The sequence below is a fragment of the Pseudomonas sp. B21-032 genome (genome assembly GCF_024748965.1).
Taxonomy (GTDB): Bacteria; Pseudomonadota; Gammaproteobacteria; order Pseudomonadales; family Pseudomonadaceae; genus Aquipseudomonas.
Genome location: NZ_CP087180.1, coordinates 1,415,674 through 1,430,768, shown reverse-complemented (window position 1 = coordinate 1,430,768; position 15,095 = coordinate 1,415,674). Strand labels below are relative to the sequence as shown.

Below are 15,095 nucleotides of genomic sequence, written 5' to 3'. Positions count from 1 at the left end.
TGTACGTCCTCAATTAAAACTTCAGGCCGCACTGGCGCATCGCCTGGCGTACCGTATCGTGACAGGATTCGCTCAGCCAGGTCAGTGGCAGGCGGATGCCCTTGTGCATCAGGCCCATTTCAACCAGAGCCCACTTCACCGGAATCGGGTTGGCTTCGATGAACAGGTCCTTGTGCAGCGGCATCAGTTGTTCGTTGATTGCGCGAGCCTTCTGGGCATTGCCCTCAAGGGCGGCTTCGCACAGATCGGCCATTTCTCGCGGGGCGACGTTGGCGGTAACAGAGATGTTGCCCTTGCCGCCCAGCAGGATCAGCTCGACAGCGGTCGGGTCATCGCCGGACAGGACGATGAAGTCCTTGCTGACGCCGTCAAGGATGGCCTTGGCGCGCTTGAGATCGCCGGTGGCCTCTTTGATGCCGATGATGTTCGGCACAGTCGACAAACGGATCACGGTCTCGGCCTGCATGTCGCAGGAGGTGCGGCCAGGGACGTTATAGAGGATCTGCGGGATGTCGACGGCTTCGGCAATGTGCTTGAAGTGCTGGTACAGGCCTTCCTGGGTCGGCTTGTTGTAGTACGGCACCACCAGCAGGCAGGCATCGGCGCCGGCTTCCTTGGCGTTGCGGGTCAGGTGCACGGCTTCGCTGGTGGAGTTGGCGCCGGTGCCGGCGATCACCGGGATACGGCCATTGACCTGCTTGACCACCGCCTTGATGACTTCAATGTGCTCATTGACATCCAGGGTCGCCGACTCGCCGGTAGTACCGACGGCAACGATGGCGTGGGTGCCGTTTTCCAGGTGGAAGTCCACGAGTTTGCTGAGGCTGTCCCAATCAAGACGCCCTTGTGCATCCATGGGTGTGACCAATGCCACCATACTGCCCGCAATCATGAAACTGCTCCTGCCGGAAAAAGAGAGCGGTAATGGTACTGGCGCCATCGGCCTTGCACAAGCGAAGCAGGCGGGCGGAGCATTCCCCTCGGCGGCCATTTTCGCTACCCTTCTGTCTTTGATCGGTACATAGTGGCCCGCCGGGCTGCCGACAATGCGCGTAGCCAGCGCCGCAAGGCTCGATCCTGAGCCCCGGGCGCCTGCCTACCGGCCTTTTTGCCACGTCAGGTACCGACCGCTCATCGCTTTAGGAATGCTGCATGTCCACCCCCACCGTTCGCGAACAATTCCTTGTCATCAGCGCCCTGGGTGCCAATCCCATGGAGCTGACCAACATCCTGTGCCGGGCCAGCAACGACAATCGTTGCTCGGTCGTCACCTCGCGCCTGACCCGCCACGGCGAGTGCAGTGCCCTGGTCCTGCAGGTCGCCGGCAGTTGGGACGCCCTGGCGCGCTTCGAAGGCGCCCTGCCGGGCCTGGCCAAGAAGCACACCTTCACCGTCAACGTGGTGCGCAGCGCCGAACTCGAAGTGCGCCCGCTGTCGCTGCCGTACGTGGCCTATGTCAGCGCCGCCTACCGCCCGGACATCATCAACGAGCTGTGCCAGTTCTTCATCGACCATCATGTGGAGCTGGAGAACCTCACCTGCGACACCTACCAGGCCCCGCAGACCGGCGGCACCATGCTCAACGCCACCTTTACCGTGACCCTGCCGGCCGGCACACAGATCAGCTGGCTGCGTGACCAGTTCCTGGACTTCTCCGATGCGCTGAACCTGGATGCGCTGATCGAACCGTGGCGCCCACAGAACCCGATGTAAGGAAGCTTTTCATGGCCGTTGAACTTGACCAACCCGTCGCCGATTTCGAGGCCCAGGCCACCAGCGGCCAGACCGTCAGCCTGGCCGGGCTTAAAGGCCAGCAGGTGGTGCTGTACTTCTACCCCAAGGACAGCACCCCGGGCTGCACCACCGAAGGCCAGGGTTTCCGTGACCAGCATGCAGCCTTCGCGGCGGCCAACACCCAGGTGTTCGGCGTATCGCGCGATGGCATCAAGTCCCACGAAAACTTCAAGGCCAAGCAGGCCTTCCCCTTCGAGCTGATCAGCGACAAGGACGAGGCCCTGTGCCAGCTGTTCGACGTGATCAAACTGAAGAAGCTCTACGGCAAGGAATACCTGGGCGTGGACCGCAGCACCTTCCTGATCGACAAGGACGGCGTGCTGCGCAAGGCCTGGCGCGGGGTGAAGGTGCCCGGGCATGTCGATGCCGTGCTGGCTGAGGCGCAGACGCTGAACGCAAGATAAGCCAATCGCGGGGCAAGCCCGCTCCCACAGGTTCTTTCACTCACTGTGGGAGCGGGCTTGCCCCGCGATGCTTTTAGAGCAGCGGCGCCACCACCGGCTCTCGCCGCGGCCAGGCATCCAGCACGGCCTTGAACAGGGTCGCCAGGGGGATGGCAAAGAAGATCCCCCAGAACCCCCACAGCCCGCCAAACAGCAGCACCGCGCAGATGATCGCCACCGGGTGCAGGCTCACCGCCTCGGAGAACAGCAGCGGCACCAGCACGTTGCCGTCCAGGGCCTGGATGATCGCGTACACCGCCATCAGGTAAATGAACTGATCACCCCAGCCCCACTGGAACAGCGCAATCAGGGTTACCGGTACGGTCACCACCACCGCGCCGACATAGGGCACCACCACCGACAGGCCGACCAGCAGGGCCAGCAACGCCGCATAGTTGAGCCCCAGGCTGATGAAGGCGATGTAGGTGGCCACGCCACAGATCAGAATCTCGATGCCCTTGCCGCGAATGTAGTTGGCGATCTGCCGGTTCATTTCTTCGGCCACCCGGGTCATCAGCGCCCGCTCCTTGGGCAGGTAGCCACTGACCCAATCGGCGATCTGCTCGCGGTCCTTGAGAAAGAAGAACACCAGGATCGGCACCAGCACCAGGTAGATCATGATGTTGACCAGCAGCGGCAGGCTCGACAGCGAGAAGGTCAGCGCCCACTGGCCGAACTTGCCGATCTCGCCGCGCATCACCTCGATGGCCTGCAGCACCTGCTCGTCGGAGACCAGGTGCGGGTAGCGCTCGGGCAACAGCAACAGCAGCGACTGCCACTTGCCGAGCATGCCCGGCAGTTCGTTGAACAGGGTGATCAACTGGTGCCAGAGCAGCGGCACCAGCACCAGCAGGAACACCGCCAGGGCGCCCATGAACAGCATGAACACCAGCCCGACCGCATAGCGCGTGGGCACCCGCAGGCGCTCCAGGGCGTTGACCAGACCCTGCATCAGGAACGCCAGGACCATCCCCGCCAGCACCGGCGCGAGCATGCCACCGAGGGTCAGGACGGCGGTGAACGCCAGAAACAGCAAGACCGCCAGCACCACCGCTTCTTCATCGGAGAAGTAGCGCTGCATCCAGTCGCGAAGCACCTTGAACATTGACGATCCTTTAACAGAAAAAACTCAGGCCTTCTTCAGCCAGTAGGTGTAAACACCGGCCTCGGCCTCTTCGAGCAGCAGCGTATGACCGGCCAATCGGGCAAAAGTGCGAAAGTCGCGCTGGGAACCGGCGTCGGTGGCAATCACCTTGAGCACCGCGCCAGTGGCCAGGCGATTGAGCTCCATCTTCGCCTTGAGCAGCGGCAGCGGGCAGTTCAGCCCGCTGGCGTCGAGTTCGGCGTCATGGGTCGGGGTCTCGCTCATGGGGGTCTCCAGGCAGGAATGCGGGCACAGGTAGCATTTTGAACAAGCCCGGTAGGATACCGCCACTGGTCGCCAACGTGCGAGCGGGCTACAGTAAGGTTCTTTGTCGACCAGAGCTTCGTGCATGAATTTTCTGCGCCCTACCCTGCTGACGCTGGCCTGTTTGATGGCGCTCCCCAGCCATGCCGACGACCTGCCGTCACTCGGCGACGCCAGTTCTGCCATTGTCTCCCCGCAACAGGAACACCAGCTGGGCCGCGCCTGGCTCAGCCTGCTGCGGGGCAATGTCAACCAACTGAACGATCCCCAGCTCAAGGATTACGTCGAAACCAGCGTCTACCGCCTGGCCGAAACCAGCCAGTTGCAGGACCGGCGCCTGGAGTTCATCCTCATCGACAGCCGCGAACTCAACGCCTTTGCCGCCCCCGGCGGGATCGTCGGGGTCAACGGCGGGCTGTTCCTCAATGCCCAGACCGAAGGCGAATACGCCTCGGTACTGGCCCACGAACTGGCGCACTTGTCGCAACGCCACTTCGCCCGCGGCGTCGAGGCCCAGCAGCGCATGCAGTTGCCGATGATGGGCGCGCTGCTGATCGGTATCGTCGCCGCCGCGGCAGGTGCCGGTGATGCCGGTATTGCCGCAATTGCCGGCACCCAGGCGGCCGCCATCCAGGAGCAGCGGCGCTTCTCGCGGCAGAACGAACAGGAAGCCGACCGCATCGGTATCCTCAACCTTGAGAAGGCCGGCTATGATCCGCGCAACATGCCGACCATGTTCGAGCGCCTGATGCGCCAGTACCGCTATGACGCCAAGCCGCCGGAATTCCTTCTGACTCACCCGGTTACCGAATCGCGCATCGCCGACACCCGCAACCGCGCCGAACAGGCGCCCAAGGGTGGCACCGAAGACAGCATGCGCTACCAGCTGATTCGTGCCCGGGTGGCGCTGATCTACGAAGGCACCCCCGGCCTTGCCGCCAAGCGCTTCCAGGCCCAGCTCGACGAAAGCCCGCAGATGGACGCCGCCCGCTACGGCCTGGCGCTGGCGCAGATCAAGGGCGGGCGCCTGAACGAGGCGCGCGAGAACCTCAAGCCGCTGCTGGCCAAGGCGCCCAACGACATCACCTACAACCTGGCGCAGATCGACCTGGACATCACCAACAACCGCCTGCCCGATGCCCAGCAGCGGGTCGAGCGGATGCGCAGCCTGTACCCGGCCAACTACCCGTTGCAACAGGCGCGCATCGACCTGCTACTCAAGCAGAACCGCCCTGCCGAGGCAGAGAAGGCGCTGGATGCGCTACTCAAGAACCGTCCTGAAGACCCGGACGTCTGGTATGACGTGGCGGAAGTGCGGGGCTTGTCGGGCAACACCATCGGCCTGCACCAGGCCCGCGCCGAATACTTTGCCCTGGTGGGCGACTTCGACCAGGCCCTGCAGCAGCTTGACTACGCCAAGCAGCGCGCCGGCAACAACTTCGTCCTGGCGTCGAAGATCGATGCGCGTCAGCGCGAGCTGATGGAGCAACAGCGGATGGTCAAGGACATGATGCGCTAAGCATCGCGGGGCAAGCCCGCTCCTACGGTAGGAGCGGGCTTGCCCCGCGAAGGCGTCGTCAGGCGTTACCGGACAACTTCATCCGCGCCGCCTGGGTGAAGTCGAGCATACGCTTGAGCGGCTTGATCGCCTGGGGGATCAACGCCGGCTCAACGAAAATCTCGTTAGTGCCTTCCCGCAGGCACTGCAAGGTGCGCTCCAGGGTATTCATCGCCATCCACGGGCAATGCGCGCAGCTGCGGCATGCCGCGCCGTTACCGGCGGTAGGCGCTTCGATGAAGATCTTGTCGGGGCACAGCTGCTGCATCTTGTAGAAGATGCCGCGGTCGGTGGCGACGATGAAGGTCTTGTTCGGCAGGGTCTGCGCCGCAGCAATCAGCTGGCTGGTGGAGCCCACTGCGTCGGCCAGGTCGATCACCGCCTCGGGCGACTCCGGATGCACCAGGATTGCCGCATCCGGGTACAGCGCCTTCATGTCGGCCAGTTGGCGCGACTTGAACTCTTCGTGGACGATGCAGGCACCGTCCCACAGCAGCATGTCGGCGCCGGTCTGTTTCTGGATATAGCGGCCCAGGTGCTGGTCCGGGCCCCAGATGATGGTCTCGCCGTTGTCCATCAGGCTTTCGACGATTTCCAGCGCGCAGCTTGAGGTCACTACCCAGTCGGCGCGGGCCTTGACCGCTGCCGAGGTGTTGGCATACACCACCACGGTGCGCTCGGGGTGCTTGTCGCAGAACGCCGAGAACTCCTCCACCGGGCAGCCGAGATCGAGCGAGCAGGTCGCCTCGAGGGTCGGCATCAGCACGCGCTTTTCCGGAGTGAGGATCTTGGCCGTCTCGCCCATGAAGCGCACCCCGGCGACCACCACGGTCGAGGCCGCGTGGTTCTTGCCGAAGCGGGCCATTTCCAGCGAATCGGACACGCAGCCACCGGTTTCCTCGGCCAGGGCCTGGATCACCGGGTCGCAATAGTAGTGGGCAACCAGCACCGCATTTTGCGCCTTGAGTTCGGCGGCAATGGCGGCGCGGTAGTCGGCCTCTTGCTCGGGCGTCAGCGGCGTGGGCTGCTTGGCATCGAGGTGAGCCTGGACGAGAAGGCGTTCGGAAATCTGGGTCATGATCGCTGGACCTGCAGGCGCTTGAGCGCGTAAGTCGAGTGTATCACCGAGCCCTGGCAAATCGGCTACAGGCTCCACAGGCAGGGCAAAACAGCCTTGCGCACAGAACCACGGACCAGCTGCGGCCTCGGGTTTTTATAGGATGCCGAAGGCTACAGATAATCGAATGAATTCAAAAGGTTTTTTTAGTGAAACAAGCCCGGGGCGGGCGCCCCGGGCCTGAACATCAACCGCCGGTCGCCTGCATTGCGCTGGCGTTGGCCATGATCACGCTGGCGAACTGCTCAACGGTCATCTTCTGGCCGTTGAAGTCGACCATGCCATCGGCATAGTGCAGCGAGGTAACAATGTCGTTGCCCTCGACCTTGGCCATCTGGCTCTGCACCGCCATCATGCTGACCATTTCCCCGGCCTGGGCCGCTTGCTGGGAAACGATGGCAGCATCGGTCTGGCCTTCGAACTGCGCCTGCAGGGTCGCCAGGTCACCGATCATCGGCTTGGACAGCGACAGCTTGCTCTGCAGCTGGGTGATCAGCTGCTTGGACAGCTCCTCGGGTGGCAGCTCCAGGGAGGTCGGGTTGGCCAGGTCGACGCTGAAGCTGAAACGGCTTTCGCCATTGGCAGTCTTGAACGACAGGTTCTCCAGGGCGATCTGCGGCTTGGCTGCCAGCAGGCGCTGCACATCGCTGCGCACCTGGGCCGTTTCAGCCTCGGTCATCGCCAGGTCCGGCATGCCTGCACCTTCGGCAGCGGCCTGCTGGAACTCAGGCAGGCGGCTCTGGTACCAGCCGATCAGTGCCTGCATGGCCGGGATGTCGAGACGCTTGAGGCTCCAGACCATCTCGCCGGCACCGATGGCCTTGCCGTCAAAGTTGATGTCGCCAACCTTGTATTCCATGCGTGCCGAGAGCTTGTCGCCGTCGTTCTTGTACTCGTTGTTCTGCGCCAGGCCCTTGAGCTTCAGGACCTTTTGCTCATCGCCGAAGGTGGCGACCGTATCAGCCACGGCCATATCCATCTTGCCGACATAGAAGCCGAACGGCGTCTTGGTCATGTCGCCGGTCAGGCTCAGGCCCTTGATCTCGACTTTCAGCACTTTGCTGTCAGGGTCGACCAGGTTCAGGCTCAGGCTGCCCGACTGGCCGGTGAGCTGCACGTGTTCGGCGCCTTCGTTGCCGTGGCCAGTGACTTCAAACCCGGAGAACTTCAGCGACGAGCCGTCCTTGCTCCACTCGATCGGCGCCACCTGGAAAGCGCTGTCCATCGAGCGATCGTAGCCGTAGGCAACCTGGCCTTGCAGCGGCGAAACGTCTTTGGTCAGGGCGAACCAGTCGGCGGTGGCCGCGTCTTTTTCCAGGCTGTAATGACTGGCTGCCATGACCGGCATCAGCTTCAGCGCCTTGACCCGCGACAGCGGCAACGGCCCGTGTTCGATCTGGTCGACAAAATTCAGCTCAAAGCTTTTGCTGTCTTCGCCAACCTGCAGGTTCTTTACCTTGAGGCGGTATTTGGCGGTACTGCTGAACAGATGGCTGTCCAGCGATACCAGCTCAAGCTCCACGAGGGTGTCCATACCCACCAGCGCCTGCTTGGTCTGGGCGTTGGATTCGGCGATGGTGGTTGCCAGCACGCCTGGCAGTTGCTTGCCGGTGTACCAGGCACCCGCGGTGCACACCGCTGCCACTGCCACTGCGAGGCCGAGTACGCCTGTAGATTTCTTCATGAATTGTTTCGCTTCCATTTGTAGAGAGTTGTTGCGTTGACTAAGCCTTGCGGCCTATTCGTTGACGTCCATGTACTCGCGGGCCCAGACGATGTAGTCGTCCGGTTGCGTGTAGGTATGGGTGAGTTCGGTGGCGCTCAGGTCCGAGGTGCTGCAGGTGATGCCGCGCTGCTCGCGCAGGCAGTCGTAGGTGGCCTTGATCGCGGCAAAGTAGGCGCCATGACCATCGACGGCAATGCGCACACCCAGTTCGGCCAGGCGCGCATCATCATGCAGTTGCGGGTTGCCGTAGGTGACCAGCATCAGCGGCACGCTCAGGTGCGTGGCAATCTGTTCCAGGTGTTCGAAGTCGCGGATACCGACAATGCACAAGGCGTCTGCACCGGCGTTCTGGTAGGCCACGGTGCGGGCGATGACTTCTTCGGTGGCAATCAGCGCCGCGTTGGTGCGGGCAATGATCGACAGCTCCGGGTCAACCCGCGCCTCCAGCGCCGCACGGATCTTGCCGACGCCTTCGGCGATGCTGATCAAGTCGGTGGACTTGCGCCCGAACTGGGCCGGCAGCAGGGTGTCCTCGATGGTCAGCGCGGCAATCCCGGCACGCTCAAGCTCGGTCACCGTCCGCATCACGTTGAGCGCGTTGCCATAGCCGTGGTCGGCGTCAGCAATTACCGGCAGTTGCGCCACCCGGCCGATCCGCGTCGCCTGCTCGGCGAATTCGCTCAGGCTGATCAGGGCAAAGTCAGGGGCGGCCAGCACCTGCAGGGAGGCCACCGAACCGCCGAGGATCCCCACCTCGAAGCCCAGGTCAGCGGCAATGCGCGCCGACATCGGGTCGAAAACGGAGGCGGTGTGGTAGCAGGCAGGTGAGGCAAGCAGTTGGCGGAACGCGCGACGCAGGTCTTGGTGGGAGGCTCTTGGCATGGTCTTTCCAGGCTATCGACTTCATTTAGTAGGTCGAACATTACCACTGCTGGCTATCTGACTGACAGCGCCACGCGCTTCAGGGTCTCGCTGGGCAGCTCCTTGAACAGCTTGCGGTAGCTGTCGGAAAACCGTCCCAGGTGCCAGAACGACCAATGCATGGCCACTTCGGCGACGGTGGTATCGCTGGGCGTGCAACTGAGCAATTCACGCCGTGCACTGTTGAGCCGGCGCAAGCGCAGCCACTGCGCCGGGGCCATGCCGGTGAAGGTCTTGAAGGCGTGCTGCAGCTGGCGCAGGGACACCCCGGCAACCTGCGAAAGCTCAAGCAGATTGAGGGTTTCTTCCGGGCAATCTGCCGCCCATTCGCCAACCTTGCGCATGATTGCGCGCTCTTCGGTACGCCGCCACAACGCCCCGCGATCGAGGCAGATACACGCGTTATCGAGGATGAACAGGCAGTCTTCCAGCAACTGCGCGGCCAATGCGTCCTGGCTTGGTGGGTCGATGGTCTGCGAGATGCGCGTGAGGGTGCCGCTCAGCCAGCGGCTGAACAGCTCGTTCTGCATCGAGTTCAACGGCGCCATGAACAGCCCGTCGAGGCGGGCGATGTCCAGGCTGTGGCGCTGGACGAATTCCGGGCCGAACACCACGGCCACTTCCTGGTAGTTCTCCGGGGTGATCCAGATGTTGCGGCTTTCGCCATTGAGCACGTAAAGACTGTGATCGTTGCGGTCGAAACAAAACGCCAGGGAGCCGGCCGGCGCACTGAAATTCTGCTCGACCCGGGTATTCATGCACTCCTCGTAGATCTCCACGCCCTGCAGGTCGAGGCAGCGCAGCTGGCCGGCGAAATGCCCGGGAGACATCTGTTGGTAATGCTGGGTCCAGCCCGGGGTGGCACGGACCTGTTCGGTGACATCGGCGGTATTGAAAGCTTGAACCCGCAAAGGCGTTGACGCTGTCATGAGCTGCTCTTTACGCACTCTTTTGGTGCATTTTAGTCTTGCTGAAAGTGGATAGATCGAATGCGCAAGCGTCACCCAAGATAGACCTCAACGCGCTACAGGGGAAGCCGCTTGGGTGGCAAGCCGGTCGCAACTGCCGGTCCTGGCGTGGATAAAACCAACAACGAGGTCTTTATGAATGCCCCTTTCGATCAGCTGTCTGCGTGGCTGAAAGAACACAAGATTACCGAAGTCGAGTGCGTGGTCAGTGATCTGACCGGTATCGCCCGCGGCAAGATCGCACCGACCAACAAGTTCCTGCATGAACGAGGCATGCGCCTGCCGGAAAGTGTGCTTCTGCAAACGGTAACCGGGGACTTTGTCGACGACGACATCTACTACGACCTGCTCGATCCGGCCGACATCGACATGGTCTGCCGCCCGGATTCGGCGGCGGTGTACGTGGTGCCATGGGCCATCGAGCCGACCGCCGTGGTGATCCACGACACCTTCGACAAGCAAGGTAACCCGATCGAGCTGTCGCCGCGCAACGTGCTCAAGAAAGTCCTCAAGCTCTACACCGACAAGGGCTGGCAGCCGATCGTCGCCCCGGAGATGGAGTTCTACCTGACCCAGCGCTGCGAAGACCCGGACTTGCCGCTGCAAGCACCGCTGGGCCGTTCGGGCCGGGCCGAAAGCGGTCGCCAGTCGTTCTCGATCGATGCCGCCAACGAATTCGACCCGCTGTTCGAAGACGTCTATGACTGGTGCGAAGCCCAGGGCCTGGACCTCGACACGCTGATCCACGAAGACGGCCCGGCGCAGATGGAAATCAACTTCCGTCACGGCGACGCCCTCGACCTTGCCGACCAGATCACCGTGTTCAAGCGCACCATGCGCGAGGCGGCGCTCAAGCACAACGTCACCGCCACCTTCATGGCCAAGCCAGTGGGCGACGAGCCGGGCAGCGCCATGCACCTGCACCAGAGTGTGGTCGACATCGCCACCGGCAAGCCGATCTTCGTCGACGACAACGGGCAAATGAGCGAGCTGTTTCTGCATCACATCGGCGGCTTGCAAAAGTACATCCCCAAAGTGCTGCCGATGTTCGCCCCCAACGTCAACTCGTTCCGCCGTTTCCTGCCCGACACCTCGGCGCCGGTGAACGTCGAATGGGGTGAAGAGAACCGCACCGTGGGCCTGCGCGTACCGACCTCGAGCCCCGAGGCGATGCGCGTGGAAAACCGCCTGCCCGGCGCCGATGCCAACCCCTACCTGGCGATTGCCGCGAGCCTGCTGTGCGGCTACCTGGGCATGGTCGAGAAGATCAACCCCAGCGCTCCGGTCCAGGGCCGCGCCTACGAGCGGCGCAACCTGCGCCTGCCGATCACCATCGAAGACGCCCTGGCGCACATGGAAGACTGCCCGACCATTGAGCAGTACCTGGGCAGCAAGTTCGTCCGCGGCTACGTGGCGGTCAAACGTGCCGAGCACGAGAACTTCAAACGGGTGATCAGCTCCTGGGAGCGCGAATTCCTGCTGCTCAGCGTCTGAGCCCGAGCTTGTAACAAGTATCGAAAACAACAATTCGAAAAGGTGTCGATATGCGCCCCATGAAAACAGTCGTAACTGCAACCCTGGCGCTGCTGGTCAGCGCCGTGGCCCAGGCCCAGCCCAGTGTCAGCGTGTACAACTGGACCGACTACATCGGTGAAACCACCCTGGCGGATTTTCAGGGCAGCACCGGTATCAAGGTCATCTACGACGTGTTCGACTCCAACGAAACCCTGGAAGGCAAGTTGCTCGCCGGTCGCACCGGCTACGACGTGGTCGTGCCTTCCAACCACTTCCTGGCCCGTCAGGTCAAAGCCGGGGCCTTTCTGAAACTGGACCGCGAGCAGTTGCCGAACTGGAAGAACCTCGACCCGGTGCTGCTCAAGTTCCTCCAGGAGAACGACGCCGACAACCTGCACTCGGTGCCCTACCTGTGGGGCACCAACGGCATCGGCTACAACGTCGACAAGGTCAAGCAGGTGCTGGGCGTCGACCACATCGATTCCTGGGCGGTGATGTTCGAGCCCGAGAACCTGAAAAAGCTCAGCCAGTGTGGCGTGTCGTTCATGGACTCGGCCGACGAACTGTTCCCGGCCATCCTCAACTACATGGGCAAGGATCCGCGCAGCGAAAAGCCTGAAGACTACAAGGCGGCCGAGGCCAAACTACTGACCCTGCGCCCCTACATCACCTATTTCCACTCGTCCAAATATGTCTCGGACCTGGCCAACGGCGATATCTGCGTGGCCTTCGGCTATTCGGGCGACGTGTTCCAGGCCGCCAACCGCGCCAAGGAAGCCAACAACGGCGTGAACATCGCCTACGCCATTCCCAAGGAAGGCAGCAACCTGTGGTTCGACCTGCTGGCGATTCCTTCCGACGCCAGCAACCCGAAAGCGGCCTACGCCTTCATCAACTACCTGCTCGACCCGAAAGTGATCGCCAAGGTCAGCGGCGTGGTCGGCTACGCCAACGCCAACCCGCCGGCCAAGCAGTACATGGACGCGGAGCTGGTCAACAACCCCGAGGTGTACCCACCGCAAGCAGTGCTCGACAAGCTGTACGTGTCCAGCACCCCGACGCCGGCGATCATGCGCCTGATGACCCGCTCCTGGAGCAAAGTGAAGTCGAACAAATGAACCAGTACAGCCCTGAACACGCCCGCTCCTACTACAGCGCCACGGCCCATGACCTGGCGCCCTACCCTGCCCTGGGCGCCGATCTGCAGGCCGATGTCTGCGTGATCGGCGGCGGTTTTACCGGGGTCAACTGCGCCATCGAACTGGCCCAGCGCGGGCTCTCGGTGATCCTCCTCGAAGCCCGGCGCATCGGCTGGGGCGCCAGCGGGCGCAACGGCGGCCAGCTGATCCGCGGTATCGGCCATGAGGTCGAGGGCTTCGCCCGCTACGTCGGCCAGGAGGGGGTGAAGTACCTGCAACGCGCCGGCATCGAATCGGTCGAGGTGGTGGCCGAGCGCGTCCGCACCCACGGCATCGATTGCGACCTGCGCTGGGGCTTTTGCGAACTGGCCAACACCCCGGCGCAGTTCGCCGCCTTGCGTGCCGAGCAGCAAAGCCTGGCCGAGCAGAATTATCGGCATGAAACGCAATTGATCGGGCCTGAGCAGATGCATCAGGTGGTCGCCTCCGACCTGTATGCCGGCGGCCTGATCGACCGCGGCTCGGGCCACCTGCATCCGCTCAACCTGGTGCTGGGCGAGGCACGCGTGGCCGAGACTCTCGGCGTGCGCATCTTCGAACAGAGCCCGGTGCTGGAAATCAGCCATGGCGCCACTGCGCAGGTACGCACCCGGCACGGTACGGTGCGCGCCGGCAGCCTGGTGCTGGCCTGCAACGCGCACCTGGATGAACTGGAGCCGCGCCTGAGCGGCAAGGTATTGCCCGCCGGCAGCTACATCATCGCCACCGAGCCGCTGTCCCAGGCACAGGCCGAGCAGCTGATTCCACAGAACCTGTCGCTGTGCGACCAGAAGGTCGGCCTCGACTATTACCGGCTGTCGGCCGACCGCCGCCTGCTGTTCGGTGGCGCCTGCCACTACTCCGGGCGCGACCCTGCGGATATCGCTGCCTACATGAAACCGAAGATGCTCAAGGTGTTCCCGCAACTGGCCAATACCCGCATCGACTTCCAGTGGGGCGGCAAGATCGGCATCACCGCCAATCGCTTCCCCCAGGTCGGCCGCCTGCAACAGCACCCGAACGTGTTCTATGCCCAGGGCTACAGCGGCCATGGCCTGAACGTCACCCACTGGACCGCGCGGCTGCTGGCCGAAGCCATTCACGCCGGGCACAGCCAGGGCCTGGATGTGTTCAGCGCGGTGCCGCACCTGACCTTCCCCGGCGGCAAAGCCCTGCGCTCGCCGTTGCTGGCGTTGGGGATGTTCTGGTACCGGCTGCGCGAGGTGCTTGGCTAGTCAGCGCCCACCCCTGGCAATCACCTTTTTTCCTCCTGTGCGCTTGCGGCCGACTCAATTGGGCGGCTGCTGCGTTGCCCGCCCTGTGGTCAACAGGCTCAAGGCCAGGTTATGGGCCAGCGCCGCCCCGGGGACGGCGTGCACCGGCACGCCATAAACTGCTGCCAGTACCGGTGCCAGGCCAGTCAGTTCGGCAAGGTTGCCCGGCTGCCCGGTTGCCGTCAGGACCATGCCCCGGCACCACGACGCCAGCCACTGGCGCTGGCCCTTGAGCCACAGCACCAGACGCTTGCGCGCCTGCAGGTCATCCTCGGCCGCTGGCGGCATGGGCGGATAGACCAGAACAAACTCACGGTTGCGCGTCAGCAGCGCTTCGACCTCGACAATCCAGCGCTCTACCTCGTCAAGATTGGCAGGCATGGACTTGACGTGAACCAGCGGAAACTCACCGGCATCGAACAGAACCCATTGGTTGAGCATCATCGTACACCTCGATTCAATACTGTACTGTACGATACACTTCTTTCAGCAAAGATCAACCCAAACGAGATTTGTTCTCGTTAAGTGACGGACAAGCAACCATGAGTACTGACTGCGAAAAACCCAGGAAGGCCAGCCCGCGCCTCACCGCTCGCGGGCTTCAGCGCCGCCACGCATTGATCGAGGCGGCCACCCGGACGTTTATCGAGCACGGTTTTGAAGGCGCCACCCTGGACATGATCATCGACCTGGCCGGCGGCTCACGCGGGACGCTGTACAGCAGCTTCGGCGGCAAGGAAGGTTTGTTTGCCGCAGTGATTGAACGAATGATCGAAGAGATCTTCGTTGCCCCAGACCCCGGCAGCGCCGCACACGACTCGCTTGAACGCGTACTCGAACACTACGGGCGCCGCTTTCTGCACGGCCTGCTGGCGCCCAGAAGCATCGGCCTGTATCGCTTGATCGTGGCCGAAGCGCCGCGTTTTCCGCAGATCGGCGAGCACTTCTACACCCTGGGGCCCGAGCGCAGCTACCAGTTGCTGGCCGAGCGCCTGGGGCAACTGCACGGCATCCAGGCCGACCGGCAAACCCTCAGCCTGGTTGCTTGCCAGTTTCTGGAGATGCTCAAGGCCGACCTGTTTCTCAAGGCGGTCAGCATGCCGGCCTATACCCCGGCCAGCGAGGACATCGAGCAACGTCTGCAACTGAGCGTGAAGATCATCGCCCACTACCTGCAAGCGACGCCTTGAGCG

Annotated in this window: 15 protein-coding genes; 7 read left to right on the top strand and 8 right to left on the bottom strand. The window is 62.9% G+C overall.

Annotation, left to right across the window (positions count from 1 at the left end; translation table 11 throughout):
- Positions 1–13: 13 nt before the first annotated feature.
- On the bottom strand, positions 14–892 hold the full coding sequence (dapA, locus tag LOY54_RS06560; protein WP_093386329.1) for a 4-hydroxy-tetrahydrodipicolinate synthase: 879 nt from the start codon (positions 890–892) through the stop codon (positions 14–16).
- A 260-nt stretch (positions 893–1,152) separates the two neighbouring features.
- Between dapA and LOY54_RS06555 the strand changes: the two genes are divergently transcribed.
- A complete protein-coding gene (locus tag LOY54_RS06555) occupies positions 1,153–1,713 on the top strand; it encodes a glycine cleavage system protein R (RefSeq protein WP_038996628.1) in 561 nt (186 codons plus the stop codon).
- An 11-nt stretch (positions 1,714–1,724) separates the two neighbouring features.
- The gene (locus LOY54_RS06550) at positions 1,725–2,198 is read left to right on the top strand and encodes a peroxiredoxin (RefSeq protein ID WP_213602161.1); all 474 of its coding nucleotides are present in this window, start codon (positions 1,725–1,727) and stop codon (positions 2,196–2,198) included.
- Positions 2,199–2,271: 73 nt separating this feature from the next.
- Here LOY54_RS06550 and LOY54_RS06545 read toward each other — a convergent pair whose 3' ends face one another.
- Together LOY54_RS06545 and LOY54_RS06540 are read right to left on the bottom strand one after the other, a co-directional pair.
- Positions 2,272–3,342 carry an AI-2E family transporter gene (locus LOY54_RS06545; RefSeq protein ID WP_045193511.1) on the bottom strand — a complete coding sequence of 357 codons (1,071 nt, stop codon included), beginning with the start codon at positions 3,340–3,342 and terminating at the stop codon, positions 2,272–2,274.
- Positions 3,343–3,366: 24 nt separating this feature from the next.
- A complete protein-coding gene (locus LOY54_RS06540) occupies positions 3,367–3,606 on the bottom strand; it encodes a sulfurtransferase TusA family protein (protein ID WP_045193512.1) in 240 nt (79 codons plus the stop codon).
- Positions 3,607–3,730: 124 nt separating this feature from the next.
- Here LOY54_RS06540 and LOY54_RS06535 point away from each other — a divergent pair, with 124 nt between their 5' ends.
- Complete coding sequence (locus tag LOY54_RS06535) at positions 3,731–5,164, top strand: M48 family metalloprotease (RefSeq protein ID WP_093386343.1); 1,434 nt, start codon at positions 3,731–3,733, stop codon at positions 5,162–5,164.
- Positions 5,165–5,222: 58 nt separating this feature from the next.
- On the opposite strand, the gene nadA is transcribed toward LOY54_RS06535, so the two are convergent.
- The 4 genes from nadA to LOY54_RS06515 form a co-directional block, all read right to left on the bottom strand.
- Positions 5,223–6,281, bottom strand: a complete 1,059-nt coding sequence (gene nadA / locus LOY54_RS06530) for a quinolinate synthase NadA (protein WP_258609928.1) — start codon at positions 6,279–6,281, stop codon at positions 5,223–5,225.
- 226 nt (positions 6,282–6,507) lie between these two features.
- Positions 6,508–8,004 carry a YdgA family protein gene (locus LOY54_RS06525; protein WP_258609926.1) on the bottom strand — a complete coding sequence of 499 codons (1,497 nt, stop codon included), beginning with the start codon at positions 8,002–8,004 and terminating at the stop codon, positions 6,508–6,510.
- A 54-nt stretch (positions 8,005–8,058) separates the two neighbouring features.
- Positions 8,059–8,928, bottom strand: a complete 870-nt coding sequence (locus LOY54_RS06520) for an oxaloacetate decarboxylase (RefSeq protein WP_195885868.1) — start codon at positions 8,926–8,928, stop codon at positions 8,059–8,061.
- Positions 8,929–8,981: 53 nt separating this feature from the next.
- Positions 8,982–9,896: a helix-turn-helix domain-containing protein gene (locus tag LOY54_RS06515; RefSeq protein WP_045193518.1), complete on the bottom strand. Its 915-nt coding sequence runs from the start codon at positions 9,894–9,896 to the stop codon at positions 8,982–8,984.
- 174 nt (positions 9,897–10,070) lie between these two features.
- Between LOY54_RS06515 and LOY54_RS06510 the strand changes: the two genes are divergently transcribed.
- From LOY54_RS06510 to LOY54_RS06500, 3 genes are read left to right on the top strand one after another with little or no spacing between them, the layout of a single operon-like run.
- Positions 10,071–11,429, top strand: coding sequence for a glutamine synthetase family protein (locus LOY54_RS06510; RefSeq protein WP_045193707.1), 1,359 nt, complete (start codon positions 10,071–10,073; stop codon positions 11,427–11,429).
- 50 nt (positions 11,430–11,479) lie between these two features.
- Positions 11,480–12,568 (top strand): polyamine ABC transporter substrate-binding protein, encoded by a 1,089-nt coding sequence (locus LOY54_RS06505; protein ID WP_195885867.1) that lies wholly within the window; start codon positions 11,480–11,482, stop codon positions 12,566–12,568.
- Positions 12,565–13,863, top strand: a complete 1,299-nt coding sequence (locus tag LOY54_RS06500) for an FAD-binding oxidoreductase (RefSeq protein ID WP_258609921.1) — start codon at positions 12,565–12,567, stop codon at positions 13,861–13,863. Before LOY54_RS06505 ends, LOY54_RS06500 begins: the two co-directional genes overlap by 4 nt.
- 54 nt (positions 13,864–13,917) lie before the next feature.
- Here the strand turns inward: LOY54_RS06500 and LOY54_RS06495 are convergent, their stop codons facing one another.
- A complete protein-coding gene (locus LOY54_RS06495; RefSeq protein WP_195885865.1) occupies positions 13,918–14,343 on the bottom strand; it encodes a hypothetical protein in 426 nt (141 codons plus the stop codon).
- Between the two features lie 101 nt (positions 14,344–14,444).
- Between LOY54_RS06495 and LOY54_RS06490 the strand changes: the two genes are divergently transcribed.
- Positions 14,445–15,092, top strand: coding sequence for a TetR/AcrR family transcriptional regulator (locus tag LOY54_RS06490; protein WP_258609918.1), 648 nt, complete (start codon positions 14,445–14,447; stop codon positions 15,090–15,092).
- Positions 15,093–15,095: the final 3 nt, after the last annotated feature.

What these genes read in the sequence shown, in the direction of transcription:
- LOY54_RS06505 (WP_195885867.1), top strand. Translation starts at nt 11,480, where the DNA reads ATGCGCCCCATGAAAACAGTCGTAACTGCAACCCTGGCGCTGCTGGTC.
- LOY54_RS06490 (WP_258609918.1), top strand. Translation starts at nt 14,445, where the DNA reads ATGAGTACTGACTGCGAAAAACCCAGGAAGGCCAGCCCGCGCCTCACC.
- LOY54_RS06495 (WP_195885865.1), bottom strand. Translation starts at nt 14,343, where the DNA reads ATGCTCAACCAATGGGTTCTGTTCGATGCCGGTGAGTTTCCGCTGGTT.
- dapA (WP_093386329.1), bottom strand. Translation starts at nt 892, where the DNA reads ATGATTGCGGGCAGTATGGTGGCATTGGTCACACCCATGGATGCACAA.
- LOY54_RS06500 (WP_258609921.1), top strand. Translation starts at nt 12,565, where the DNA reads ATGAACCAGTACAGCCCTGAACACGCCCGCTCCTACTACAGCGCCACG.
- LOY54_RS06520 (WP_195885868.1), bottom strand. Translation starts at nt 8,928, where the DNA reads ATGCCAAGAGCCTCCCACCAAGACCTGCGTCGCGCGTTCCGCCAACTG.
- LOY54_RS06525 (WP_258609926.1), bottom strand. Translation starts at nt 8,004, where the DNA reads ATGAAGAAATCTACAGGCGTACTCGGCCTCGCAGTGGCAGTGGCAGCG.
- LOY54_RS06515 (WP_045193518.1), bottom strand. Translation starts at nt 9,896, where the DNA reads ATGACAGCGTCAACGCCTTTGCGGGTTCAAGCTTTCAATACCGCCGAT.
- LOY54_RS06550 (WP_213602161.1), top strand. Translation starts at nt 1,725, where the DNA reads ATGGCCGTTGAACTTGACCAACCCGTCGCCGATTTCGAGGCCCAGGCC.
- LOY54_RS06535 (WP_093386343.1), top strand. Translation starts at nt 3,731, where the DNA reads ATGAATTTTCTGCGCCCTACCCTGCTGACGCTGGCCTGTTTGATGGCG.
- LOY54_RS06540 (WP_045193512.1), bottom strand. Translation starts at nt 3,606, where the DNA reads ATGAGCGAGACCCCGACCCATGACGCCGAACTCGACGCCAGCGGGCTG.
- LOY54_RS06545 (WP_045193511.1), bottom strand. Translation starts at nt 3,342, where the DNA reads ATGTTCAAGGTGCTTCGCGACTGGATGCAGCGCTACTTCTCCGATGAA.
- LOY54_RS06510 (WP_045193707.1), top strand. Translation starts at nt 10,071, where the DNA reads ATGAATGCCCCTTTCGATCAGCTGTCTGCGTGGCTGAAAGAACACAAG.
- LOY54_RS06555 (WP_038996628.1), top strand. Translation starts at nt 1,153, where the DNA reads ATGTCCACCCCCACCGTTCGCGAACAATTCCTTGTCATCAGCGCCCTG.
- nadA (WP_258609928.1), bottom strand. Translation starts at nt 6,281, where the DNA reads ATGACCCAGATTTCCGAACGCCTTCTCGTCCAGGCTCACCTCGATGCC.